Genomic DNA, 23,941 nt, shown 5'->3' with positions numbered 1-23,941 from the left:
GGGTGCGGGTTCGCGGGGGGCGGGGTGTGCCGGACTGCTTCGCTTTACGTCCGGCACACCCCACCCGCTCCGACCCGTCCCCTCCCGTTGGGGGATGGAAAACGGTGGGTGGGGGCTTATCCGGCTGGTCCGGTGCACGCTGTGGAGAGCAGTAAAACGCCCTACGGACGCTCGCCCCCACTCACCGTCACCGCACCCGACACCCACCCGCCCGCCGCAGGCGCCACGGTGAGAAACCCCCACGGCGGGAAAGCCGGAAACGTGGGAAACAAGCCCAGCACAGCGGATTGTCAGTGGCCGCCGTTACCGTTCTCGTTGTGTCAGCGCGCCTCACCGACCCCGAGCAGCTCAAGGAGCTGCTCGGCATCCCGTTCACCCCGGAGCAGACGGAGTGCATCACCGCCCCGCCCGCCCCGCAGGTCATCGTGGCCGGAGCCGGCTCCGGCAAGACCACGGTCATGGCAGCGCGCGTGGTGTGGCTGGTCGGCACCGGCCAGGTCGCCCCCGAACAGGTCCTCGGGCTGACCTTCACGAACAAGGCCGCCGGCGAACTCGCCGAACGCGTGCGGGCCGCCCTCCTCGCCGCCGGCATCACCGACCCCGACGCCCTCCCGCCCGCCACCGGCGACCCCGACCAGCCCACCGGCGAACCCCGGATCTCCACCTACCACGCCTTCGCCGGCCAGCTCCTCAAGGACCACGGCCTGCGCATCGGCCTGGAACCCAGCGCCCGGCTCCTCGCCGACGCCACCCGCTTCCAGCTCGCCGCCCGTACCCTGCGCGCCGCCCCCGGCCCCTACCCGGCGCTCACCACCTCCCTGCCCTCCCTCGTGGAGGACCTCCTCGCCCTGGACGCCGAACTCGCCGAACACCTCGTGGACCCCGCCGCGCTCCACGCCTACGACAGCGAGCTCCTCGCCGCCCTCGACGGCGTGAAACTCACCAACGCCGACCTGCGCAAAGCCCCCGAAACCGCCCGCGGCCGCCAGGAACTGCTCGACCTCGTCACCGCCTACCGCCACGAGAAGCGCCGCCGCGACCTGCTCGACTTCGGCGACCAGATCGCCCACTCCGCGACCCTCGCCACCACCCGCCCCGAAGTCGGCCGCATCCTCCGCGACGAATTCCGCGTCGTCCTGCTCGACGAGTACCAGGACACCTCCGTCGCCCAGCGCCTGCTGCTCTCCGGCCTCTTCGGCGCCGGCAGCGACACCGTCACCGGGCACGCCGTCACCGCCGTCGGCGACCCCTGCCAGGCCATCTACGGCTGGCGCGGCGCCTCCGTGGCCAACCTCGACGACTTCCCCGACCACTTCCCCTTCCAGGACGGCACCCCCGCCCGCCGGTACGCCCTCAGCGAGAACCGCCGCAGCGGCGGCCGCCTCCTCGACCTCGCCAACGGCCTCGCCGCCCCGCTCCGCCGGATGCACCAGGGCGTCGAGGCCCTGCGCCCCGCCCCCGGCGCCGAGCGCGACGGCGTCGTCCGCTGCGCCCTGCTGCCCACCCACGCCGAAGAGCTCACCTGGCTCGCCGACTCCCTCGCCCACCTCGTCCGCACCGGCACCCCGCCCGGCGAGATCGCCGTGCTGTGCCGCACCGCCGGCGACTTCGCCCGCATCCAGGGCGAGCTGGTCGCCCGGGACATCCCCGTCGAGGTCGTCGGCCTCTCCGGGCTGCTGCACCTCCCCGAGATCGCCGACCTCGTCGCCGTCTGCGAAGTCCTCCAGGACCCCACCGCCAACGCCTCCCTGGTCCGTCTGCTGATCGGCCCCCGCTGGCGGATCGGCCCCCGCGACCTGGCACTCCTCGGCCGCCGCGCCCGCACCCTCGTCCACCACGGCGGCCCCTCCGACGACCCCGCACAGCGCCTCGCCGCGGCCGTCGAAGGCGTCGACCCCGCCGAGACCGTCTCGCTCGCCGACGCACTCGACACCTTCCTGGAAGCCGAAGGACCCGACGACGGCCTCCCGTTCTCCCCCGAGGCACGCGTCCGCTTCGCCTACCTCGCCACCGAACTCCGCGACCTGCGCCGCTCCCTCGGCGACCCCCTCATGGACGTCCTCCACCGGGTACTCGCCGCCACCGGCCTGGAAGTCGAACTGTCCGCGTCCCCGCACGCCCTCGCCGCCCGCCGCCGCGAAACCCTCGGCACCTTCCTCGACATCGCGGCCGGATTCGCCGCCAAACAGGGCGGCGAATCCCTCGACGGCGACGCCACCCTCCTCGCCTTCCTCGGTTTTCTGCGCACCGCCGTCCAGCACGAGAAGGGCCTCGACAGCTCCCTCCCCGGAGGCGACAACACCGTCAAGGTGCTCACCGCCCACAAGTCCAAGGGCCTGGAATGGGACGTCGTCGCCGTACCCGGCCTCGTCGGCAAGCAGTTCCCCAGCGAACAGGCCCGCGAGTCCTGGACCAGCCGCCCCAAGGTCCTCCCGCACGCCCTGCGCGGCGACGCCGCGACCCTCCCCGACGTGGAGGAATGGACCGCCCGCGGCCTGAAATCCTTCAAGGAGGCGATGAAGCACCACCAGGAAACCGAGGAACTCCGCCTCGGCTACGTCACCTTCACCCGCCCCCGCTCCCTGCTGCTCGGCTCCGGCCACTGGTGGGGCCCCCAGCAGAAGCGGCCACGCGGCCCGTCCGTCTTCCTGGACGCACTGCGCACGCACTGCGAAGCAGGACACGGCGAGATCGAGCACTGGGCCGAGGCCCCCGAGGACGGCGAGGAGAACCCCGCCCTCACCGAGGCCGCCACCGAACAGGCCTGGCCCCTGCCCCTCGACCCCACCGCCACCGCCCGCCGCCGCGCCGCCGCCACCACCGTCCGCGCCCACCTGGAACGCCGCACCACCCAGGACCCGGCCGCCCCCGCCCCCTCCGCACGGCCCGCCCACGACCCGGACTGGCCCCCGCCCCCGCCGGACGACACCTGGGAGACGGGACCGTACGACCTCGCGGAGGCCGACGCGCTCGCCCTCCTGGAGGGGGAGCCGTACGAGGCGGCGCCGCTGGAGGGTGAGGCGCCGCCGTATGACGACGGGCCGCTGTACGGCGACGGGCCGCTGTACGGCGTCCCCGAAGCCGACCCGTTCGACGCGGACCCGTTTGCCGGCGACCCGTTTGCCGGCGACGCCTTCGGAGCCGACCCGCTGGAATCCAGGCCACCGGAAGCCGGGCCGTCCGAACCCGGCCCACGCGAAGCCGGCCCACGCGCACCCGGCCCGTTCGACGACCCCGCGGCGGACCGGTCAGGACCCCGCCCCCGCATCGTCGCCCAGCGCACCACCGAGCCCGAGCTCACCGACCCGGCCACCACGGCCCACCCGGCCGACGCAGGCGACCCCGACGACACCGCCCCCCACACCCTCCTCCCCGAAGAGCGCCGCACCGTCGGCTCCTGGGACCGCGACCTGGACGCCCTCGCCGCCGAGCTGCGCCGCTCCCGCGCGACCGTCCGCGACGTCCCCCTGCCGTCCGCCCTCAGCGCCACCCAGCTCCTCCGCCTCGCCGCCGACCCGGACGGCTTCGCCCGCGAACTCGCCCGCCCCATGCCGCGCCCGCCCCAGCCCGGCGCCCGCCGCGGCACCCGCTTCCACGCCTGGGTCGAATCCCGCTTCGAGGAACTCACCCTCCCGATGCTCGGCCCCGACGAACTCCCGGGCGCCGAACCGGGCGAGGACACCGAGATCGTCGACGAGCAGGACCTCGACACCCTCAAGGAAGCCTTCGCCCGTACCCCCTACGCCCACCGCACCCCCTACCGGGTCGAGGCCCCCTTCCAGCTGACCCTCGCGGGCCGGACGATCCGCGGCCGGATCGACGCCGTCTACAAGGAGCCCGGCCCCGACGGCGACCGCTTCGAGATCGTCGACTGGAAGACCGGCCCCGCCCACACCGCCGACCCCCTCCAGCTGGCCGTCTACCGCCTCGCCTGGGCCGAGCGGTACGGCCTGGAGCCGGCCGCCGTCGACGCCGTCTTCCTCCACGTCCGCAGCGGCGAGGTGGTCAGACCCGCCCGGCTCCCCGGCCGGGCCGGGCTCGAACGCATCCTGCTCGGCGAGACCGCCGACCGTCCTCCCCCGGAAGGCCGATAGGCTCGGTCGTATGAGCACAACCCCGGACAGCGCCGTCCGCGCGTACCTCACCCTCCACCGCGAGGCCTTCCTCGCGGACCTCGCCGACTGGCTGCGCATCCCCTCGGTGTCCGCCGACCCCGAGCGCGCCGGCGACGTACGCCGCAGCGCCGCCTGGCTCGCCGCAAAGCTCACCGACACCGGCTTCCCGACCGCCGAGATCTGGGAGACCGACGGCCTGCCCGCCGTCTTCGCCGAATGGCCCTCCGGCGACCCGTCCGCGCCGACCGTGCTCGTCTACGGCCACCACGACGTCCAGCCCGCCGCCCGCGAGGACGGCTGGCACACCGACCCCTTCGAGCCGCAGACCGTCGACGGCAGGCTCTACGCCCGCGGCGCCGCCGACGACAAGGGCCAGGTCTTCTTCCACACCCTGGGCGTGCGGGCCCACCTCGCGGCCACCGGCCGCACCGCCCCCGCCGTCAACCTCAAGCTGCTGATCGAGGGCGAGGAGGAGTCCGGCTCACCGAACTTCCCCGCCCTGATCGAGAAGCACGCCGACCGCCTCGCCTGCGACGCGGTGATCGTCTCCGACACCGGCATGTGGTCCAAGGACACCCCCACGGTCTGCACCGGCATGCGCGGCCTGACGGACTGCCAGATCGACCTCTACGGCCCCGACCAGGACATCCACTCCGGATCGTTCGGCGGCGCCGTCCCCAACCCCGCCACCGAAGCCGCCCGGCTGGCCGCCGGCCTGCACGACACCGACCGCCGCGTCACCGTCCCCGGCTTCTACGACGGCATGATCGAACTCACCGGCCGCGAACGGGAACTCCTCGCCGAGCTCCCCTTCGACGAGGAGGAATGGCTGCGCACCGCGCACTCCCACGCCACCCTCGGCGAGGCCGGCAGCACGACCCTGGAACGCATCTGGGCCCGCCCCACCGCCGAGGTCAACGGCATCGGCGGCGGCTACCAGGGCCCCGGCGGCAAGACCATCGTGCCCGCCACCGCACAGCTCAAGCTGTCCTTCCGGCTGGTCGCCGGCCAGAACGCGGACGCCGTGCAGCAGTCCGTACGCGACTGGGTCGCCGCGAGCCTCCCGGCCGGCATCCGCCACGAGATCACCTTCTGGGGCGCCACCCGCCCCTGCCTCACCCCGCTCGACCACCCCGCGCTCCAGTCCGTCGTCCGCGCCATGGGCCGGGCCTTCGACCAGAAGATCCGCTTCACCCGCGAGGGCGGCTCCGGGCCGGCCGCCGACCTCCAGGACGTCCTCGGCGTCCCGGTCCTCTTCCTCGGCATCTCCATCCCGTCCGACGGCTGGCACGCACCGAACGAGAAGGTCGAACTCGACCTGCTGATGAAGGGCGTCGAGACCGCCGCCCACCTGTGGGGCGACCTGGCGGAGACCTGGCGCCCGGCCTGACCGCCCGCACCGCCGCACCGACCCGCGCCCGTACGCAGCAATCACCCACGCCACAGGGGGAGTTGGAAACAGCAGTGACCACCTGGACCGACCACAGCGCCGACCGGCCGATCACCTTCAGCGCGCCGAGCGGCATCGACCGCTCCGCCCATCACCGCCTCGACGAGGCATGGCTGGCGGCGGCCTGGAGCCACCCGACGACGCGGGTCTTCGTGGTGTCCGGCGGCCAGGCACTGATCGACGACACCCCCGACGGCCGCACCGAGCTGATCATGACGCCGTCCTTCGAGGCGCCGCTCACCGAGGCACACCGCTACTACCTCGGCACCGACGACGAGGGCGTCAGCTACTTCGCCCTCCAGAAGGACTCGCTGCCCGGCCGCATGGACCAGTCCGCGCGCCCGGCGGGCCTGCGCGAGGCGGGCCTGCTGCTCTCCCCCCGCGACGCCGGCCTCCTCGTCCACGCCGTCGCCCTCGAGAACTGGCAGCGGCTGCACCGCTTCTGCTCACGCTGCGGCGAACGCACCGTCATCGCCGCCGCCGGCCACATCCGCCGCTGCCCGGCCTGCGGCGCCGAGCACTACCCGCGCACCGACCCGGCCGTGATCATGCTCGTCACCGACGAGGAGGACCGCGCACTCCTCGGCCGCCAGGTCCACTGGCCCGAGGGCCGCTTCTCCACCCTCGCGGGCTTCGTCGAGCCGGGGGAGTCCATCGAGCAGTCGGTGGCCCGCGAGGTCTACGAGGAGGCCGGCGTCGTCGTCGGCGACGTCGAGTACATCGCCAGCCAGCCCTGGCCCTTCCCCTCCAGCCTCATGCTCGGCTTCATGGCGCGCGCCACCTCCTCCGAGATCCAGGTCGACGGCGAGGAGATCGAGGAGGCCCGCTGGTTCTCCCGCGAGGACCTGCGCGCCGCCTTCGAATCCGGCGAGGTCCTCCCGCCGTACGGCATCTCCATCGCCGCCCGCCTCATCGAACTCTGGTACGGGAAGCCACTGCCTAAGCCGTGAGGGGGCGGCGCGGTCCGGCTGGGGGGCTCGCTGCGGTTGGCTACGGGGGGCCGGGCGCCCGGCTTTGGCGGGGCGCTGCGCCTGGCTACGGGTGGTGGCTGTGCTTGCCGTGCCGTGCTGCGCTGATGTCACGAGGACGCGACGGGTGTGATGCCGGGGGCGTTTCGTGAGGTACCGCAGGGTGCCCCGTCGGCGGCGCGGCAGCGAAAGGGCCGCCGGCCGGAACCCTTGGGCGGGCCGGCCGACGGCCCTCCGAGCTGATCACGCGGAGGCATCCGGAGCTCAGGCCCCGACCTTCTCCTTGACCTGCGCCAGGGACGGGTTGGTCAGCGTCGAACCATCGGGGAACAGCACGGTCGGCACCGTCTGGTTGCCGCCGTTCGCCTTCTCCACGAACGCCGCGGACTCCGGGTCGTGCTCGATGTTGATCTCGGTGTACGCGATGCCCTCGCGGTCCATCTGGCCCTTCAGCCGACGGCAGTAACCGCACCAGGTCGTGCTGTACATCGTCACAGTGCCCGCCATGCGCCCCGCGCTCCTTCGATAGGTCTTGATCCGGTACCACCGCATCCGTACCCGGCGCGGCCAAGCAACTCAACGCACGGCACCCCTCAGCCATTCCCGACGCCTATGAGCGGCTGGTCACAGAGATGGGGAGCTTCTCCCGCCGTTGCCGCTGAGCCTTGAGTCGCCTACCGGGGGGACCCCGCCCCCCGCCCCCCGCCCCTCCCCACCTCCCAACCCCACCGACCAAAGCCATCCCCAGCCCCGCCGCCTCACCCCTTCCTCCCGCGGGCCGCGTCCCCGCGTCCTCCCGTCCACTCCCCTTGCTCTCCCTCCGCTCTCCTCCCGCCGTCGCGCTCCTTCCGGTCCGCCGAGACCCATCACAGCACCCGCCGCGGCCGCGTGCCCGCCGTTGTCCACAGGGCGCCGAATGCGTACGACCGGCCCCGGCGGCTGTGGACAGGCTTCCCGGGTGTCACGGCGGACCTGGCAGCATGGCGGGGTGACAGCAGCAACGGACTCCTCTCTTTTCCCGCGGGTGCCGGACTCGGCCGACGGGGTGCTCGACGGGCTCGACCCCGAGCAGCGCGAGGTCGCGACGGCTCTGCACGGTCCGGTGTGCGTGCTGGCCGGTGCCGGCACGGGCAAGACCCGCGCGATCACCCACCGGATCGCTTACGGGGTACGGGCCGGGATTCTGCAGCCCGCGAGTGTGCTCGCCGTCACGTTCACGGCCCGCGCGGCCGGGGAGATGCGCGGCCGGCTGCGTCAGCTCGGCGCGGGCGGGGTCCAGGCCAGGACGTTCCACTCGGCGGCCCTGCGGCAGCTCCAGTTCTTCTGGCCGAAGGCCGTCGGCGGTGAGGTCCCGCGGCTGCTGGAGCGCAAGATCCAGCTCGTCGCCGAGGCCGCCGCCCGCTGCCGTATCCGGCTCGACCGCAACGAGCTGCGCGATGTCACGGCCGAGATCGAGTGGTCCAAGGTCACCCAGACAGTCCCGGCCGACTACCCGGCGGCGGTCGCCAAGGCCGGCCGTGAGGCGCCGCGCGACCCGGCCGAGGTCGGGCAGATCTACGGCACGTACGAACAGCTCAAGCGCGACCGCGGCAGCATCGACTTCGAGGACGTCCTGCTGCTCACGGTCGGTGTGCTGCAGGACCGGCACGACATCGCCGAACAGGTCCGTGCGCAGTACCAGCACTTCGTCGTCGACGAGTACCAGGACGTCAGCCCGCTCCAGCAGCGGCTGCTGGAGCTGTGGCTGGGGGACCGCGACAACCTCTGCGTGGTGGGCGACGCCAGCCAGACGATCTACAGCTTCACCGGCGCCACCCCCGACCACCTCCTCAACTTCCGCACCCGCCACCCGAACGCCACGGTCGTCAGACTCGTCCGCGACTACCGCTCCAGCCCCCAGGTGGTGCACCTCGCCAACGGCCTGCTCTCCCAGGCCCGGGGCCGCGCCGCCGAGCACCGCCTGGAGCTGGTCTCGCAGCGGGAGGCGGGCCCCGAGCCCGTGTACACGGAGTACGCCGACGAGCCTGCCGAGGCCGAGGGCACCGCCCGCCGGATTCGTGACCTGATCGCTTCCGGTGTGTCCGCCGGTGAGATCGCCGTGCTGTACCGCGTCAACGCCCAGTCCGAGATCTATGAGCAGGCGCTGGCCGACGTGGGTGTGCCGTATCTGCTGCGGGGAGCCGAGCGGTTCTTCGAGCGGCCGGAGGTACGCGAGGCCGGCGTCAAGCTGCGGGGCGCCGCCCGCTTCGGGGCCAACGACGCGCTGCTCGACGAGGCGTTGGACCTGCCGTCCGAGGTGCGGGCGGTGCTCAGTGACATGGGCTGGTCCAGCCGGCCCCCGGCCGGTTCCGGGGCGGTGCGCGACCGCTGGGAGTCCCTGGCGGCCCTGGTGCGGCTCGCCGAGGACTTCGCCGCGGCCCGGCCCGCTGCCACCCTCGCCGACCTCGTGGCCGAGCTGGACGAGCGCGCCAGCGCCCAGCACGCCCCGACGGTCGAGGGCGTGACCCTCGCGTCCCTGCACGCCGCCAAGGGCCTGGAGTGGGACGCCGTCTTCCTGGTCGGTCTCACCGAAGGCATGATGCCGATCACCTACGCCAGGACCGACGAGCAGATAGAGGAGGAGCGTCGGCTGCTGTATGTCGGTGTCACCCGCGCCCGGCGGCATCTGGGGCTGTCCTGGTCGCTGGCGCGCTCTCCGGGCGGGCGGGCCTCCCGCCGCGCCAGCCGGTTCCTGAGCGGTCTGCGGCCGGGCTCCGGGGCGGTGGCGGGCCGCCGCACCCCGGGCACGGTCTCCGGTGGCGTCGAGCGCGGCGACGGGGCGGCCACGGCGGCCCGGCGCTCCAGGCACCGCAGCCCGGCCCGCTGCCGGGTCTGCAACAGGACGCTCACCGACGCGGGTGAGATGAAGCTGATGCGGTGTGAGGACTGCCCCTCGGAGCTGGACGAGGCGCTCTACGAGCGGCTCTGCGAGTGGCGGGCCGAGCAGGCCGCGAGCTCCCGGCAGCCCGCGTACTGCGTCTTCACCGACAAGACACTGATGGCGATCGCCGAGGCCGTTCCGGGAACCGAATCGGAGCTTGCGGTCATCTCAGGAGTGGGGCGGCGGAAGTTCGACCGCTACGGCAGTGACGTGCTGGCAATCTGTGCCGGCGAGGAGCTCGCGGGGGTCGAGGAGGAGGGGCCCGGAGGCGCCGCGGAAAACTCGTCGGAAAAATAGTTTGCGCCCGCGGAGCACCGCCCCATAGCCTTCAGAAGCAACGGAGACAACGGATTCTTTCCGAGATCCGATGGGTCCGTGCTGTACTTGAACACCCTGGAACGGGATTCCCGGTCCACCGAGACGCCGAGAGGAGGCGAGCCCAGTGATCAGCATTATCGAGACGAACAAAATGACCGATCTCTCGGTCGTCGCCACCTGCACGCTCGGCTCCTCGCTTCCTGGTACCGGTCTGTCCGGCTTCGGCCGCCTGTCCGGTACCGAGGTCGCGCGCCCCGAGTCCCTCGCTGTGCTGACGCGCAGCGAGCGCACCGCGCGACCGACCGAGGCACCTGCGGCAGCAGCAGTGGCGGCAGCGGCGAATGCCTTTGCCTTCCTGGCGGCCAACGGTGCCGAATCCCGGAAGCAGTACCAGAAGCAGCATGAGATGTGGGCCTACCGCGGCCTCGAACCCTGGAGAGATCCAGCCTGATCGGCACGATCAGGTCGGCACCTTCCAGGGCCGCGGAACCCACACCGGGATCCGCGGCCCTTTTGTTTGCCCCAACGCCCGCCACCAGCGGCCGAACAGACGAGGAACACACCACCGTGCAACTCCAGACGCACACCCCGTCCGTCGCAACCGACCTGATCCCTCCGCCCGACCCCCAGGAGAACTCCTTGCTGCCCCTCACCGAGCTCGACGACGAGATCGACCGCCTCGGCGCTGCCGTTCCGTGCCGTACCTACGACCCGGAGGTCTTCTTCGCCGAGTCCCCGGCCGACGTCGAGTACGCCAAGACGCTGTGCCAGACCTGCCCGGTCCGCGAGGCCTGTCTCGCCGGTGCCAAAGACCGCCGCGAGCCGTGGGGCGTCTGGGGCGGCGAGCTCTTCGTCCAGGGCGTCGTCGTGCCCCGGAAGCGTCCGCGTGGCCGCCCGCGCAAGAACCCGGTCTCGGCATGAACACCCTCAGCACAGGAACGATCGACCGTCCCCTCACCCGGGACCCCCAGAAGCAGGACCACACGATGAACCCCACCTTCACCGACACACCCGTCCCCGTGAACACCGACGCGATCGGGTCGCGTCAGAACAGGAACCACGCCATGCAACTCATCCCAGAAGCCCTGGCGCGTGCTCATATGCACGAACGCCTCCGGCAGGCCGAGTCGGAGCGCAGGGCGCACCGGCTCGCTGCCGCGCGGCGCATGCAGCGCCGCGCCGAGCGCGCCTCGCTGCGTGCCCGGCGTGCGCTGGCCATGGCGGTGATGCAGTAACGGCGCCACATTGATGCCGTTCACCACGGGGTCCGTCCGACAGGGCGGGCCCCGTGGTGCGTTGTGTCCCGGTTCCTGTGGTTGACGGGGATATCGTCGGACGGTGGACCAGAAGACGCGTGAACAGGCGGAGTTGGCCGGGCGGAGCAGGGTGTGCGCCGGCTGCGGTGCGGTGGCCGAGGGCACCCCGCCGACCTGGACCTGCTCCGTCGAGAACGGTGAGCGCCGCTACTTCTGCGACAGCTGCGCGCGGGAGAACATCCGGGCCATCGAGGGACGCCTGGATTCCAGCTGGTGGTGAGACCCTCCGCGCCGGGGCCGGTGCGCCCGGGGTCGTCGCGGCCGCTCCGGCCGAGCGGACGGCGGCCGCGGCGGCGCGGGCCGGCGGGCGGGCTCAGGCCCTGGACTCCTCGACGGCCTCCTCCCTGATGTCCGCGTCGACGACCGGGCCGAAGCCGGCGAGCTCCGAGCCGGCCGGTTCCTCCTCGGGTACAAAGCCGGGCAGCCATGCCTCCAGTTCGTCACGCAGTCGCACTGTCGCCCCCAGCTGGCACAGCACCCCGATCGTGCTCAAGGTCACACGGTGGATCAGGAGGTACGCGGGCGGCAGGTTGAGCTGCTTGCCCAACTGGTGGGCGGGTGAGCGCGGGTCGCCGATCCGGGCCGCCTGCTGCCGCATCCAGCCCCGGGTGAAGGTGAACTGGTCCACCTGCGCGGGTTCGATGATCGGCAGCAGATACTCCAGCACCGCGTCCGGGTCCAGCTCGATGGACTCCTTCACGAAGCCCTCCTCGCACAGCAGCTGGTAGATGACGTCCGCCTCGCCGTCCAGCGTCATCCGCAGTGAGGTGCCGATCGTCGGCGGCAGCCCGTCGGGGAGCCGGTCGACGGTGCCGAAGTCCAGCACCCCCAGCCGCCACTCCTCGACCGGGCCGTCCGGGAAGTCCCCGCCCAGCAGCCGGAAGTTGCCCGGATGCGGGTCGGCGTGCAGCAGGCCCGTACGGGCGGGGCCGGAGAAGAGGAAGCGCGCCAGCAGCTGGCCGGCCCGGTCCCGCTGTTCGTCGGTGCCGTCCGTGATCACCTCGGACAGCGGCACGCCCTCCATCCACTCGGTCACCAGCACCTGGTCGCACTGGTGGACCACGGCGGGCACCACCACATCCGGGTCGTCGGCGAACTCCTCGGCGTGGGCCCGCTGGGCCTCCGCCTCCAGGGAGTAGTCCAGCTCCTCCGACACCCGGTCGCGCAGCTCGGTGATCAGGGGCTTGATGTCCATGCCCGGGATCAGCGGACCCAGCAGCCGGGCGAACCGGCTCAGCTGCGACAGATCGGACAGCAGTGCCTGGCCGGCGCCCGGGTACTGCACCTTGACGGCCACCTCACGGCCGTCGTGCCACACCGCCCGGTGCACCTGTCCGATCGACGCGGCCGCGGCCGGCTTGTCCTCGAACTCCTCGAACAGCTCCTGCCAGTCCTCGCCGAGCTGCTCGGCCAGCACCGCGTGCACGGTGCTCGTCGGCATCGGCGGTGCCGCCTCCTGAAGCTTGGTCAGAGCGGCGCGGTACGGGCCGGCGATCTCCTCGGGCAGCGCCGACTCGAAGACGGACAGCGCCTGCCCGAACTTCATCGCCCCGCCCTTCAGCTCGCCGAGCACCTTGAAGAGCTGTTCCGCGGTGCGCTGTTGCAGCTCGCGGCCGACGATCTCGGCGGATCTGCCGCCGATCCGCTTGCCCAGGCCCCAGGTGGCGCGGCCGGCGAACCCCAGTGGCAGCGCGGCCAGCTTGGCGGTGCGGGTGACCGCCTTGCGGGGAAGATCAGACATGCGCCCCTCCAACTCACACTGTCCCCCTACCGGGGTTACTCCGTCATTGTGGCGTGTTCCGGCCGGGGAGCCGAGGTGTCCGCCGTACCCGGCGGAGCGGCAGCACCACAGCCGCAGTCCGGATGCGGCTCGATCCGCACCGTCCGCATCTCCGCACACGGCGCGGCCAGCTCCATCCGCGCTCCGGTGCACGGCGGGAGTTCGCCGTCGAGGAACGCCAGCGCCTGGACGGCGGCGACCCCCGCGACCATCGTTGCCAGCGCGGCATCGCAGGCCGGAACCGCGGGTGCGCCACGCCCCGACCGCCACTGCGCGAGCAGCCGCGGCCAGGCCGGCTCCGCGTCCGTACGGCGCAGCTCGTCGCAGCGGGCACAGGCCGAACCTCCGGGTAGCACCAATGGACCCACCACACCCGTGCCCTCGATCACCCCCGCGTAAAGATGCGGGATTCCGGCGGTGAGCAATGGTTCGGACAGCACGGGGTCGGGGGCGTACGCGCCGAGCCCGTCCCGTGGAGCGAGCACCACCAGCGACAGTCCGGGTTCGCCCGATTCGTTCACCGGGCCCCTCGGCCGCGGGGTGCGGCTCCAGGGGGAGGACTGCTGAACCAGCCGTTGCGCGGCGGCGCGCCGCCGTTCGCCGATCCGCTCGGCCGGCAGCCCGCCGGGCAGGACGTCCGACGGCTGGACCGTGCCGCCGTCGAACACCTCCACCCGGCCGATCCCCGAGGCCGAGAGCAGCGCCGCGATCGCGGCACCGACCCGCCCCGATCCCTTGACCCGGGCCCGGACCGCCCGGCGCGCGCCCATCCGCCCCAGGGCGCCCGCCGGTTCCGGATGCCGCACCGAGAGGGACGCCAGGTCGGGCCGCAGCTGCTCGAAGGCGGCGTGGTCCGTGCGTACGGCCTCGGCCGCCGGGCCGCCCGCGGTGGGGGCCTCCAGCAGTCCGGCGGCGCCGAGCCGGTCCACGACGCCCCGCACATGCTCGGGCGGGAGGTCCAGTAACGCGGCCTCCTCGACCAGTTGCCGCATGGTGCGGGTGCCGTCGAGCAGCGAGAGGAAGCTGCCGGTCGCGGTGTCGACCGGGCCCACCACCATCGCGTGCGCCGGCGCCACCCCGAACCGCACCGTCTCCCGGTCCCGCCATCCGCGCCGCAGCGCGGGCTTGAGCATCGGATGCATCTCCGCCCCCTGTCGTTCGTCGTCCGGCCCTCAGCATGCGCCCCGCGGCGGATCGGCGCGGAAGTTATCCACAGGCGGTGGGCAATGGTCGTACAACCGGTGCACGCCATGGAGTGGTTCGATGGCGAACCGACCGCGGGGCGGGACTTCCCGCCGCGCCAGCGGGTAACGTCGGGCGCGTGCCCGCCGACCCTTCCGCCCACGGCTCAGGGGAAACCCCGCTGCGCCGCGCCGCTGACACCTCGCGCGGGGCCGTCCCCGGCCCCGAGGCCCGCGGACCGGGCACCAGCGCCGTCGAGGTGCGCCGCAGTTCACGACGGCGCCGCACGGTCTCCGCGTACCGCGAGGGCGACCGCACGGTGGTCCTGATTCCGGCCCGTATGTCCGAGGCGGAGGAACGGCGCTGGGTCACCGTCATGCTGGACAAGCTCGCCGCCCAGGAGAGCAAGCGGATGCTGGGCGACGGCGAGCTGGCCGAGCGCGCCGAGCGGCTGTCCGGCCAGTACCTGGACGGCCGGGCCCGCCCCGCCTCGGTGCGCTGGGTGACCAACCAGAACACCCGCTGGGGCTCGTGCACCCCGGCCGAGGGCAGCATCCGCCTCTCGCACCGCCTCCAGGGCATGCCGGAGTACGTCATCGACTACGTCCTGCTGCACGAACTCGCCCATCTGCTGGTCCCCGGCCACGGCCCCCGGTTCTGGCGGCTGCTGGAGCCCTACCCCCGTACGGAACGGGCCCGTGGCTACCTCGAAGGGGTGGTCGCGGCCGACCGGCTGCCCCAGTTGCCGGTCGCCCGCGGCGAATGAGGGCGCGGCCGGACGAATCCGCCGCGCCCCGGCATCGCCCGCTGTCGGCGCCAGCGGTTAGCCTGGCGGCTCAGGAGAACTCACAGCCGGAGCGGGGGACGGGCGTTACGTATGGCCAGGGAATTCCAGCGGGGCCACAAGGCCAAGATCAGTGATCTGACGGCGGGAACGGATCTGTACGTCGGTGTGCAGATCGCCGGACCCGGCCTGACCTTCGACATCAGCTGCTTCGGCCTGGACGCCGACGAGCGGCTCTCCGACGACCGGTACTTCGTCTTCTTCAACCAGCCCACGTCGCCCGAGGAGTCGGTCCAGCTGCTCGGCGCGCAGGCCGGCGACAGCGAGTCGTTCCGGGTCACCCTCGACAAGATCCCGCCGCACATCCAGAAGCTGTCCTTCACCGCCGCGCTCGACGGCGCCGGCCAGGTCTCGCAGATCGGCCCCGGCTACCTCCGGATCGTGGCCGGCGGCGAAGAGGTCGCCCGCTACTCCTTCACCGGCAGCGAGTTCAGCACCGAACGCGCCGTGATGCTCGGCGACTTCTACCTCAAGGACGTCTGGCGGTTCGCCGCGGTCGGCCAGGGCTTCGACGGCGGCCTCGAGGCGCTGCTGAAGAACTTCGGCGGCGAGGTCGCCGAAGAGGCCGAGGCGCCGCCCGCCCCGGCCCAGGACGTGCCCGGCTTCGCTCCGCCGTCCGGGCCGGCCGCCCCCGCACCCGCCTTCGGGGTGCCCGCCGCGGCCCCCGCCCCGCAGCCCGCCCCCGAGTTCGGCCCGCCCCAGGGCCAGCCGCAGAGCCCGCCCCAGGGCGTGCCGCAGGAAGCGCCCCCGGCCGCACCGCAGCCCCCGCAGCCCACCGAGCCGCAGGTCCACAACGCGCCCACCCTCGCCGCCCCGATGGCCCCGCCGGCCGGCCCGGTCCCGCCACCCGGTGTGCCCGCCCAGCAGCCGCCCGCCCCGTACGGCCAGCCGGCGCCCGGACAGGACGCGTACGGCACGCCGCAGCCCGCACCCGGCGGCCACCCCGGCCAGCAGGCCCCGCAGGCACCGCCCTACGGGCAGCCCGTGCCGCCGCCCGGCGGATACGGTCCCCCGCAGGCCCAGCCCGCCCCCTACGGCCGGCCCGGACAGCAGCCCCCGGGCGCCCCGTACGGCGGCGGCCAGGCACCGGCCGTGCCCCTGGGAGACGGCCCCGGCCTCGGTGTCGTACTGGACAAGTACAAGGAATCGCCCACCGGGCAGCGCTGGACGCCGCAGAACGAGAAGCTGATCCGCGTCGACCTCGGTGTCGACGGCCAGCCGGTGCTCGCCCGCCAGGGCAGCATGGTGCTCTACCAGGGCAAGGTCGACTTCGGCTACAAGGGCGCCGGCTTCCGCGGCCGGATCGTCGGCAACGCCACCGGCCAGGAGATGCAGCTGATGCGCTGCACCGGCCAGGGCCAGGTCTTCTTCGCGGAGAACAGCGCCCATGTCCACCCCATCGAGCTGCAGGGCGACGCCATCTGTGTGTCCGCCGAAGCCGTCCTCGCCTTCGACGAGTCGCTGCAGCACGAGGTCCGCCGCATCGAGGGCCACGGCATCCCCGGCGGCGCCCTGTTCACCATGCAGTTCCAGGGGACCGGCACCCTCGTCGTCAAGACCCAGGGCACCCCGGTCGTGCTGCCGGTCACCCCGACCACCTTCGCCGACGCCAACGCCATCGTGGCCTGGTCCGCCGCCTCGCAGGTGATCATCTCCAGCCAGGTGAGCGTGCGCCGGCAGGCTTACCCGGGCCACTCCGGGGAGACCGTGAACCTCCAGTTCCGCGGTGCGCCCGGCAACTTCATCGTCGTCCAGCCCTACGAGGTCTGAGGGAGCCCGCACTCATGAACCAGCAGCAGCTGTCGGGCTATGTCCCGACCCCGCCCGCCGCCCGCATGGAGAACCACGGCAACGCCATGGTGAAGATCGCCCTGCAGAGCGGCCAGGACGTCTTCGCACGCACCGGCTCGATGGTCGCCTACGAAGGCTTCGTCCAGTACGAGCCGAACCCGCCCGCCGTCCGCCAGATGGCCTCCCAGTGGCTCACCGGCGAAGGCGCGCCCCTGATGAAGTGCTCCGGCGACGGCCTGCTCTACCTGGCCGACTACGGCGCCGACGTCGTCTGCATCAACCTCAACGGCGACGCGCTCTCCGTCAACGGCACCAACCTCCTCGCCCTCGACGCCCACCTCCAGTGGGGCGTGCAGCGCGTCAAGGGCATGGCGAAGTTCGCCGGTCAGGGACTCTTCAACGTCCAGATCTCGGGCACCGGCTGGGTCGCCCTGACCTCCCGGGGCACCCCCCTCGTCGTCGACTGCGGCCGCGGCGAGGACGAGACCTATGTGGACCCGGACGCCCTGGTCGCCTGGTCGACCAACCTGAAGATGAAGGGCAAGCGCAGCTTCAAGGCGTCCTCGATGTTCGGGCGCGGCAGCGGCGAGGCATACCAACTGGGCTTCTCCGGCCAGGGATTCGTCGTCGTCCAGCCCAGCGAGGACAGCACCGACCGGCTCCGGGCCCGGGGCTGAGGGGGAGGACCGAACACGCCATGCAGAGTCCGCTTTTCGCCTTCACCGAGGCACAGACCCAGGACCGCTACGCCCTGCAGAACAGCCAGCTGCTGCGCGTCGCCCTCCAGGGCCACGAGGACGTCCTCGCCCGTAAGGGCACGATGGTCGCCTATCAGGGGATGCTCGAATTCGACGGCAACTACCAGACGCCGGGCCAGCACCGGACCCGCGCGTACTCCGGTGAGGGCCTCGACCTGATGCGCGTCTCCGGGCAGGGCACCGTCTATCTGGCCAACCTCGGCCAGTACGTCCATGTCGTCGACGTCGACCACGACGGTCTGACCATCGACAGCAGCTACGTCCTGGCGCTGGACTCCGGCCTCCACTGGGACGTCGTCTCCGTCGACAGCCAGTACGGCATCTCCGGCACCGGCAAGTACCAGCTCAACATCTCCGGACGGGGCAAGGTCGCCCTGCTGACCTCCGGCCGGCCCCTGATGCTCCAGGTCACGCCCGAGAAGTACGTCAACGCCGACGCCGACGCGGTGGTCGCCTGGTCCGCCTCGCTGCGCGTCCAGATGCAGGCGCAGACGCACTCCTCGGGAGTGTTCCGCCGGCGCGGCAACACCGGAGAGGGCTGGGAGCTGAGCTTCCTCGGGCAGGGGTACGTCCTCGTCCAGCCCAGCGAGCTGCTGCCGCCGCAGAACGCCGCCATCGGCTCCGGTGTGGCCGCCCAGTTCGGCATGGGCCAGCACGGCGCCCGGGGACAGAACCAGGGCAACATCTTCACCAACTGAGCCCGCCGGCCCACCGCAGACACGCTTCCGGCGCCCGCCCCGGGAAGGGACGGGCGCCGGAAGCGCGGCCGCTGCCCGTCTAGAGCAGCGCGCGGGTGCGCTCCATCAGGCGCAGCACCGACCCGTCGGCGACGCCGGGCACCTCGTCGTAGGCGAACCACCGCAGGTCCAGCGACTCGTCGCTGATCTCCGCCACCGCGTCCGCGGGCGCCAGCGCCGCATACTGCACGTCCAAATGCCAGGCGCAGGGCGTGTGATGACGGTCCAGCCGCACCGGGCCGCCGGGCAGCAGCGTCAGCCCCTGCGCGATCCCCGACTCCTCCCGCGCCTCCCGCAGCGCCGCGTCCGCCAGCGAGCCGTCCTCCGGCTCGCAGTGGCCGCCCATCTGCAGCCACATCTCCAGCTTGCGGTGCAGGGTGAGCAGCACCCGCCCGCCGGCCGGATCGATCACCAGCGCACTGGCCGTGAGATGCCCGTCCTTGCAGGGCTTCCACATGCCGTCCTCATGGGCGGCGAGGTGATCCAGATACGTCAGCCGCAGCTGTTCCTGTTCGGGGGACGGCGCGGGCCACTCCTTGAGCACCCGCGCCGCGTCCTCGCGCAGACTCACTTGTCGCCGTCACCCCTGCTCTCGCCGGGGGTCTCGTCCGGGTCGTCGCTCTCCCGGGCGGGCTTGTCCAGGTCCGGCTTCCCGCCGCTGGCGGCCTCGCCGAGCATCTTGTCGAGCTCGGAGAAGTCCGGCTGCTCGTGGTGCACGAACCCGTCCGGGTCGTCCAGGTCGGCCGCCGTCGGCAGCATGTCCGGGTGCTCCCACAGGCCGTCGCGGCCCTCCAGGCCCCGGGCGTCCGTCAGCGACGCCCACAGCCGCGAGGCGTCCCGCAGCCGCCGCGGACGCAGCTGCAGACCGATCAGCGTCGAGAACGTCTGCTCGGCGGGGCCACCGCTGGCCCGGCGCCGCCGCAGCGTCTCACGGAGCTTGTCGGACGACGGCAGATGCGGCTTGGCGGCGGCGTGCACCACCGCGTCCACCCAGCCCTCGACGAGCGCCAGCGCGGTCTCCAGACGGGCCAGCGCCGCCTTCTGCTCCGGGGTGTCCTCGGGCTGGAACATGCCCTGCTGAAGGGCGTTCTGCAGCTCCTCGGGGTGCTGCGGGTCGATCTGGCCGACCACGTCCTCCAGCTTGGTCGTGTCGACCTTGATGCCCCGCGCATAGCCCTCGACGGCACCGAAGAGATGCGAGCGCAGCCACGGCACATGGGCGAAGAGCCGCTGGTGGGCGGCCTCGCGCAGGGCCAGATACAGCCGCACTTCCTCCTCCGGGACGCCCAGGCCCTCGCCGAAGGCGGCGATGTTCCCCGGCAGCAGCGCGGCCTTGCCGGCCGGGCCGAGCGGCAGTCCGATGTCCGTCGAACCGACGACCTCGCCGGCCAGTACGCCCAGCGCCTGGCCGATCTGGGTGCCGAACATCGCGCCGCCCATGGAGCGCATCATTCCGAGCAGCGGGCCCGCCATGGCCTGCATCTCCCCGGGCAGCACATCGCCCATGGCCGCCCCGACGCGCTCGGCGAGCGGGTTGACCAGGTCCTTCCACACCGGGAGGGTCTCCTCGACCCACTCGGCGCGGCTCCAGGCCACCACCGAGCCGGAGCCCGACGGCAGCGACGTCACACCGTCCAGCCACAGGTCCGCCAGCCGCACGGCCTCCTCGACCGCGCTGCGCTCACCCGGCGACAGGCTTGCGTCCTTGCTGCCGTCCTCGGCGCCCTGCGCGACCGTCTGCCGCGCGATGTCCTTGGCCATGTCCCAGTTCACCGGCCCGCCCTCGTAGGAGAGCATCTGGCCGAGCTTCTGGAAGGCGGCTCCCAGGTCGCCAGGGTTCATCTCGCCACCGGGGCCGCCCATGCCGCCGAAGAGCGCCGCGAACGGATTGTCCGCGCCGCCGCTCCCGCCGCCGAACCCGAAGGGGTCCGCGGGGCCCTGGCTACCTCCCTGGCCGCCCTTCTTCTTGCCGTTGTCGCCGTCCTCCGGCTCCTCCGGCGGAAGGCCGAATCCAAATGGGGTGTCACTCACGGGTTTCCTCGGCTCGTAGGGCCGCCGGTCAGGTGACCGACGGCGGCTGCCCGACATCACCTCCAGCGTAGACACCCGGGACCGCTTCGGGGCTCGGTGCTTCGCTGTCCCGGTGGCTGCGGCAGGATGGACGCCACCTGGTGCGTACGCATGACCACACGTTCGCACTGAAGACAACCGCTGGAGACGCCCGGTGAGTTCCCCAGATCCGACCGTTCGCGCAGCGCGAAACGCTGCGGCACAGACCGAGAAGGCAGGCAATACCGCAGGCGGCAGCACGGACCGGCCGCTGCGCCGGCCCGTCATCGCCGTCACCGGAGCCGCGTCCGGAGTCGGGGCGCTGCTCACCCGCGCCCTGGTCGCCTCCGACGAGGTCAAGGAGGTGGTGGCCATCGACGAGCGGCGCGGCGACGTCGCCGAGGCGCACTGGCACGTCCTCGACGTGCGGGACCCCGCCATCGCCGACAAGCTGCGCGGCGTGGACGTCGTCGTCCACCTGGCGCTCGACCTCGACCTGGAGACCGACGACGCGGCGCGCACCGCCTACAACGTGCGCGGCACACAGACCGTGCTCACCGCCGCCGCGGCCGCCGGTGTGCACCGGGTGGTGCTGTGCACCTCCGCCATGGTCTACGGGGCGCTGCCCGACAACGACGTTCCCCTGGCCGAGGACGCCGAACTGCGGGCCACCGCGGACGCCACGGGGGTCGGCGACCTGCTGGAGATCGAGCACCTGGCGCACCGCGCGCCCCGCGCGCACCCCGGTCTGAACGTGACCGTGCTGCGCCCCGCCGTCCTGGTGGGCGGCACCGACACCGCGCTGACCCGCTACTTCGAGTCGCCCCGCCTCCTGGTCGTCGCCGGCTCCCGCCCCGCCTGGCAGTTCTGCCATGTCGAGGACCTGGTCAGCGCCCTGGAGTTCGCCGCGCTGGAGAAGGTCGACGGCGAGCTGGCGGTGGGCTGCGACGGCTGGCTGGAGCAGGAGGAGGTCGAGGAGCTGTCCGGCATCCGGCGCATGGAGCTGCCGTCCTCGGTGGCCCTGGGCGCCGCGGCCCGGCTGCACCGGATCGGCCTGACGCCGTCGCCCGCCGGGGACCTCGCGTACACGATGCACCCGTGGGTGGTCAGCGGCAGCCGGCTGCACGACGCGGGCTGGCGGCCGAACTGGACGAACGAGGAGGTCCTCGCCGAGCTCCTGGAAGAGGTCGCCGGACGCCACACCGTCGCCGGGCGCAGGCTCGGCCGCAAGGACGCCACCGCCGCGGGTGCCGCCGGCGCCACCGTCGCCCTCCTGGGCACCGCCGCACTGGTGCGCCGCGCCCGTAAGGCCCGCCGCCGCATCTGAGCCCGCCGGGCCCGCCGGGCTGGAGGAGTCTCCATACGGGGGCCCGGAGGACCGGCGGATACGGCCATTCCCGCGGCTGTCGCGGTACGGCACGATGGGGGTATGTCTGGCACGCCCTCCCCTTCGTCCCCCGGCCGCGACCACCCCGGTGAGCGGGCCGCGGCGGACCCGGTCCGGCTCCTGGAGATCCGCGACACCCCGCTGTCCGTGGACGAGGTGTTCGCGGCCGTGGGTGACGCGGCGGCCGGCGGCACGGCCCTGTTCGTCGGCACGGTCCGCTCGCACGACAACGGCGCCGACGTCGACGCCCTGGGCTACTCCGCGCACCCGACGGCCGAGGCGGAGATGCGCCGGATCGCGGAGAAGGTGATCGCCGACTTCCCCGTCCGTGCGCTGGCCGCCGTCCACCGGGTGGGCGATCTGCGCATCGGCGATCTGGCCGTGGTCGTCGCGGTCTCCTGCCCGCACCGGGGCGAGGCCTTCGAGGCCTGTCGCAGGCTGATCGACGACCTCAAGCACGAGGTGCCGATCTGGAAACACCAGACGTTCACCGACGGAACCGAAGAATGGGTCGGGGCGTAAGCCCTGTCTTCTGGGGGTGGAGGTCGGGTGACGGGCGGGAGGGTCGGGGCGTAAGCCTCTCTTCCGGGGAGCGCTTTTCGGAATCTCCGCTTCCGGTGGCTCCGTTTTCCGGGTGCGTAAGCGCGCGCTCTCCGGGCAGGCGGAAGAACAGACGGGGCGGGCGGTGGCCCGCTGGCTGGAGGCCGAACCGGTGCCTTGAGTTCCGGTTGCGTAACCCGCCCCCTGGCATGAGCGTTGACCCGGCAGATGGTTAATCTGCTTATTCGTCGATCGCGGTCGTACAAGGGGTTGGGAGGTCGCTGATGGGTGCGCTCCTCTGGTTGCTGATTCCGGTTGGCGCCGGGCTGATTGCCGCGGTGTGGAGCAGCTGGGCCCTGCGGAATCGCAAAACCGGGGACGTCGCGGAACTCGCGGGCTATGCCCGGTTCCGGGACGCCATGGAGAAAGAGCATTCCGTTCCCGAGCCTGCCTCGGATGCGGTCTGACTTTCGCCCATTCGCCGTTGGCAAACGGATGCGAGCGCCGTCCTCCGGGGCGGCGCTTGTCCATGGTCGGGTGCGGGGCCGTACGGACGGCCCCGCGGGCCGGTTGTCATACCCGTCCCGTACTGTCGTTCCATGCCACGCCGCACCGCGACGCTGCTCGCCTCGATCCTGATGTTGATCGCGCTGCTCTGCGCAGGGGTGCTGATCCCCGTGCCGTACTCCGAGATGTCCCCGGGGCCGACGGTCAACACTCTCGGTGACCACGACGGCGAGCCGGTGCTGCAGATCTCCCGGCACAAGACGTATCCGACCACCGGTCACCTCAACATGACCACGGTCCGGGTCACCGGCCCGGACTACCGGATGAACCTCTTCGAGGCGGCCTACGGCTGGCTCGACCACAACAGCGCCGTGGTGCCGCACAAGACGCTCTACCCCGAGGGGCAGACCGCCGAGCAGGCCGACCAGGAGAACGCCGAGGAGTTCAGCCAGTCCCAGGAGAGCGCCAAGGCGGCCGCCCTCCGGCAGCTGCACCTCCCGGTCGCCGGCCAGACCGTCGTCGGCTCCGTCGTCAAGGACAAGCCCGCCGACGGGCGGTTGCACGCGGGCGATGTGATCAAGGCCGTGGACGGCACGGTGGTCAAGGAGACCGGCGACGTCGCCAAGCTCGTCACCCGCCACAAGCCGGGCGAGAAGGCCGTCTTCACGATCATCCCCGCCAAGGAGGCGGCCGCGGCCGAGAAGCAGGGCAAGAAGCCGCAGTCCGGCGGGAAGCAGATCGCGATCACGACGGAGAAGGCGGACGACGGCCGCGCCATCGTGGGCATCCAGGCCGGGATGGACCACATCTTCCCGTTCCCCATCGACGTCAAGCTGGCCGACGTCGGCGGCCCGAGCGCCGGGCTGATGTTCGCGCTCGGCATCGTCGACAAGCTCACGCCCGGGGACATGACCGGCGGCAAGTTCGTGGCCGGCACGGGCACCATCGACGACAAGGGCAAGGTCGGCCCGATCGGCGGCATCTCGATGAAGACGGTCGGTGCGCGCGACAAGGGCGCGGAGTTCTTCCTGACGCCCAAGGAGAACTGTGGCGCGGCGGCCAAGGACACCCCCAAGGGGCTCACCCTGGTCAAGGTCGGCACCATAGGCGACGCCGTCAAGGCGCTGGAGAAGATCCGCAAGGGCGACACCGCCGGCCTCCCGAGCTGCAGCCCGGCAGGCCGCTCCTAGGACCTGTCGTCAAACTCCCGTCGTTCGCCCGAAGGGCGGCCCCGCGGCGTCTGGTGCGTGCGATCGCAAGGCGGAGGGTCGCCCCGATA

The 23,941-nt window shown here is 72.5% G+C and carries 21 protein-coding genes; 16 read left to right on the top strand and 5 right to left on the bottom strand.

Features of this window, described 5'->3' with window-relative positions:
- The first annotated feature begins 317 nt into the window (after window positions 1-317).
- The 3 genes from ACWC9R_RS33270 to nudC all read left to right on the top strand — a co-directional run bounded on the left by ACWC9R_RS33270 (window position 318) and on the right by nudC (window position 6,515).
- Window positions 318-4,094 (top strand): UvrD-helicase domain-containing protein, encoded by a 3,777-nt coding sequence (locus ACWC9R_RS33270; RefSeq protein WP_450737182.1) that lies wholly within the window; start codon window positions 318-320, stop codon window positions 4,092-4,094.
- A gap of 10 nt (window positions 4,095-4,104) precedes the next feature.
- Window positions 4,105-5,505, top strand: a complete 1,401-nt coding sequence (locus tag ACWC9R_RS33265) for a dipeptidase (RefSeq protein WP_450737180.1) — start codon at window positions 4,105-4,107, stop codon at window positions 5,503-5,505.
- Between the two features lie 74 nt (window positions 5,506-5,579).
- On the top strand, window positions 5,580-6,515 hold the full coding sequence (gene nudC / locus ACWC9R_RS33260) for an NAD(+) diphosphatase (RefSeq protein WP_450737178.1): 936 nt from the start codon (window positions 5,580-5,582) through the stop codon (window positions 6,513-6,515).
- 282 nt (window positions 6,516-6,797) lie between these two features.
- Here the strand turns inward: nudC and ACWC9R_RS33255 are convergent, their stop codons facing one another.
- Window positions 6,798-7,040: a mycoredoxin gene (locus ACWC9R_RS33255; protein ID WP_362604760.1), complete on the bottom strand. Its 243-nt coding sequence runs from the start codon at window positions 7,038-7,040 to the stop codon at window positions 6,798-6,800.
- Window positions 7,041-7,449: 409 nt separating this feature from the next.
- On the opposite strand from ACWC9R_RS33255, the gene ACWC9R_RS33250 reads away from it, so the two are divergent.
- The 5 genes from ACWC9R_RS33250 (at window position 7,450) to ACWC9R_RS33230 (ending at window position 11,307) form a co-directional block, all read left to right on the top strand.
- On the top strand, window positions 7,450-9,750 hold the full coding sequence (locus ACWC9R_RS33250) for an ATP-dependent DNA helicase UvrD2 (RefSeq protein WP_450737176.1): 2,301 nt from the start codon (window positions 7,450-7,452) through the stop codon (window positions 9,748-9,750).
- A gap of 145 nt (window positions 9,751-9,895) precedes the next feature.
- Complete coding sequence (locus tag ACWC9R_RS33245) at window positions 9,896-10,222, top strand: hypothetical protein (protein ID WP_362604756.1); 327 nt, start codon at window positions 9,896-9,898, stop codon at window positions 10,220-10,222.
- 116 nt (window positions 10,223-10,338) lie between these two features.
- Window positions 10,339-10,692 (top strand): WhiB family transcriptional regulator, encoded by a 354-nt coding sequence (locus ACWC9R_RS33240; protein WP_006603241.1) that lies wholly within the window; start codon window positions 10,339-10,341, stop codon window positions 10,690-10,692.
- Window positions 10,689-11,006 carry a hypothetical protein gene (locus ACWC9R_RS33235; protein WP_362604754.1) on the top strand — a complete coding sequence of 106 codons (318 nt, stop codon included), beginning with the start codon at window positions 10,689-10,691 and terminating at the stop codon, window positions 11,004-11,006. The genes ACWC9R_RS33240 and ACWC9R_RS33235 overlap by 4 nt, the downstream gene beginning before the upstream one ends.
- A gap of 103 nt (window positions 11,007-11,109) precedes the next feature.
- A complete protein-coding gene (locus tag ACWC9R_RS33230) occupies window positions 11,110-11,307 on the top strand; it encodes a hypothetical protein (RefSeq protein ID WP_450737173.1) in 198 nt (65 codons plus the stop codon).
- A gap of 93 nt (window positions 11,308-11,400) precedes the next feature.
- Here ACWC9R_RS33230 and ACWC9R_RS33225 read toward each other — a convergent pair whose 3' ends face one another.
- Together ACWC9R_RS33225 and ACWC9R_RS33220 are read right to left on the bottom strand one after the other, a co-directional pair.
- Window positions 11,401-12,828 (bottom strand): ABC1 kinase family protein, encoded by a 1,428-nt coding sequence (locus ACWC9R_RS33225; protein WP_450737171.1) that lies wholly within the window; start codon window positions 12,826-12,828, stop codon window positions 11,401-11,403.
- 35 nt (window positions 12,829-12,863) lie between these two features.
- Window positions 12,864-14,000, bottom strand: coding sequence for a ThiF family adenylyltransferase (locus ACWC9R_RS33220; RefSeq protein ID WP_450737183.1), 1,137 nt, complete (start codon window positions 13,998-14,000; stop codon window positions 12,864-12,866).
- A gap of 188 nt (window positions 14,001-14,188) precedes the next feature.
- On the opposite strand from ACWC9R_RS33220, the gene ACWC9R_RS33215 reads away from it, so the two are divergent.
- From ACWC9R_RS33215 to ACWC9R_RS33200, 4 genes are all read left to right on the top strand, one after another.
- Window positions 14,189-14,815, top strand: a complete 627-nt coding sequence (locus ACWC9R_RS33215; RefSeq protein WP_450737169.1) for a M48 metallopeptidase family protein — start codon at window positions 14,189-14,191, stop codon at window positions 14,813-14,815.
- Between the two features lie 111 nt (window positions 14,816-14,926).
- Window positions 14,927-16,663 (top strand): TerD family protein, encoded by a 1,737-nt coding sequence (locus ACWC9R_RS33210; protein WP_450737168.1) that lies wholly within the window; start codon window positions 14,927-14,929, stop codon window positions 16,661-16,663.
- Window positions 16,664-16,677: 14 nt separating this feature from the next.
- Window positions 16,678-17,361, top strand: a complete 684-nt coding sequence (locus tag ACWC9R_RS33205) for an AIM24 family protein (protein WP_450737166.1) — start codon at window positions 16,678-16,680, stop codon at window positions 17,359-17,361.
- A 20-nt stretch (window positions 17,362-17,381) separates the two neighbouring features.
- Window positions 17,382-18,140, top strand: a complete 759-nt coding sequence (locus tag ACWC9R_RS33200; protein WP_450737164.1) for an AIM24 family protein — start codon at window positions 17,382-17,384, stop codon at window positions 18,138-18,140.
- 79 nt (window positions 18,141-18,219) lie between these two features.
- Here the strand turns inward: ACWC9R_RS33200 and ACWC9R_RS33195 are convergent, their stop codons facing one another.
- Both ACWC9R_RS33195 and ACWC9R_RS33190 read right to left on the bottom strand, forming a co-directional pair.
- Complete coding sequence (locus ACWC9R_RS33195) at window positions 18,220-18,750, bottom strand: NUDIX hydrolase (RefSeq protein ID WP_450737163.1); 531 nt, start codon at window positions 18,748-18,750, stop codon at window positions 18,220-18,222.
- Window positions 18,747-20,210 carry a zinc-dependent metalloprotease gene (locus ACWC9R_RS33190; protein WP_450737161.1) on the bottom strand — a complete coding sequence of 488 codons (1,464 nt, stop codon included), beginning with the start codon at window positions 20,208-20,210 and terminating at the stop codon, window positions 18,747-18,749. The genes ACWC9R_RS33195 and ACWC9R_RS33190 overlap by 4 nt, the downstream gene beginning before the upstream one ends.
- Before the next feature lie 193 nt (window positions 20,211-20,403).
- Between ACWC9R_RS33190 and ACWC9R_RS33185 the strand changes: the two genes are divergently transcribed.
- The 4 genes from ACWC9R_RS33185 (at window position 20,404) to ACWC9R_RS33170 (ending at window position 23,852) form a co-directional block, all read left to right on the top strand.
- On the top strand, window positions 20,404-21,555 hold the full coding sequence (locus ACWC9R_RS33185; RefSeq protein WP_450737159.1) for an SDR family oxidoreductase: 1,152 nt from the start codon (window positions 20,404-20,406) through the stop codon (window positions 21,553-21,555).
- 102 nt (window positions 21,556-21,657) lie between these two features.
- Complete coding sequence (locus ACWC9R_RS33180) at window positions 21,658-22,137, top strand: molybdenum cofactor biosynthesis protein MoaE (RefSeq protein ID WP_362604735.1); 480 nt, start codon at window positions 21,658-21,660, stop codon at window positions 22,135-22,137.
- 302 nt (window positions 22,138-22,439) lie between these two features.
- On the top strand, window positions 22,440-22,622 hold the full coding sequence (locus ACWC9R_RS33175; RefSeq protein WP_450737157.1) for a hypothetical protein: 183 nt from the start codon (window positions 22,440-22,442) through the stop codon (window positions 22,620-22,622).
- 132 nt (window positions 22,623-22,754) lie between these two features.
- Window positions 22,755-23,852: a YlbL family protein gene (locus ACWC9R_RS33170; protein ID WP_450737155.1), complete on the top strand. Its 1,098-nt coding sequence runs from the start codon at window positions 22,755-22,757 to the stop codon at window positions 23,850-23,852.
- Window positions 23,853-23,941: the final 89 nt, after the last annotated feature.

This window comes from Streptomyces sp. NPDC001219, assembly GCF_053597915.1.
This window is presented reverse-complemented; position numbering and strand designations above follow the sequence as displayed.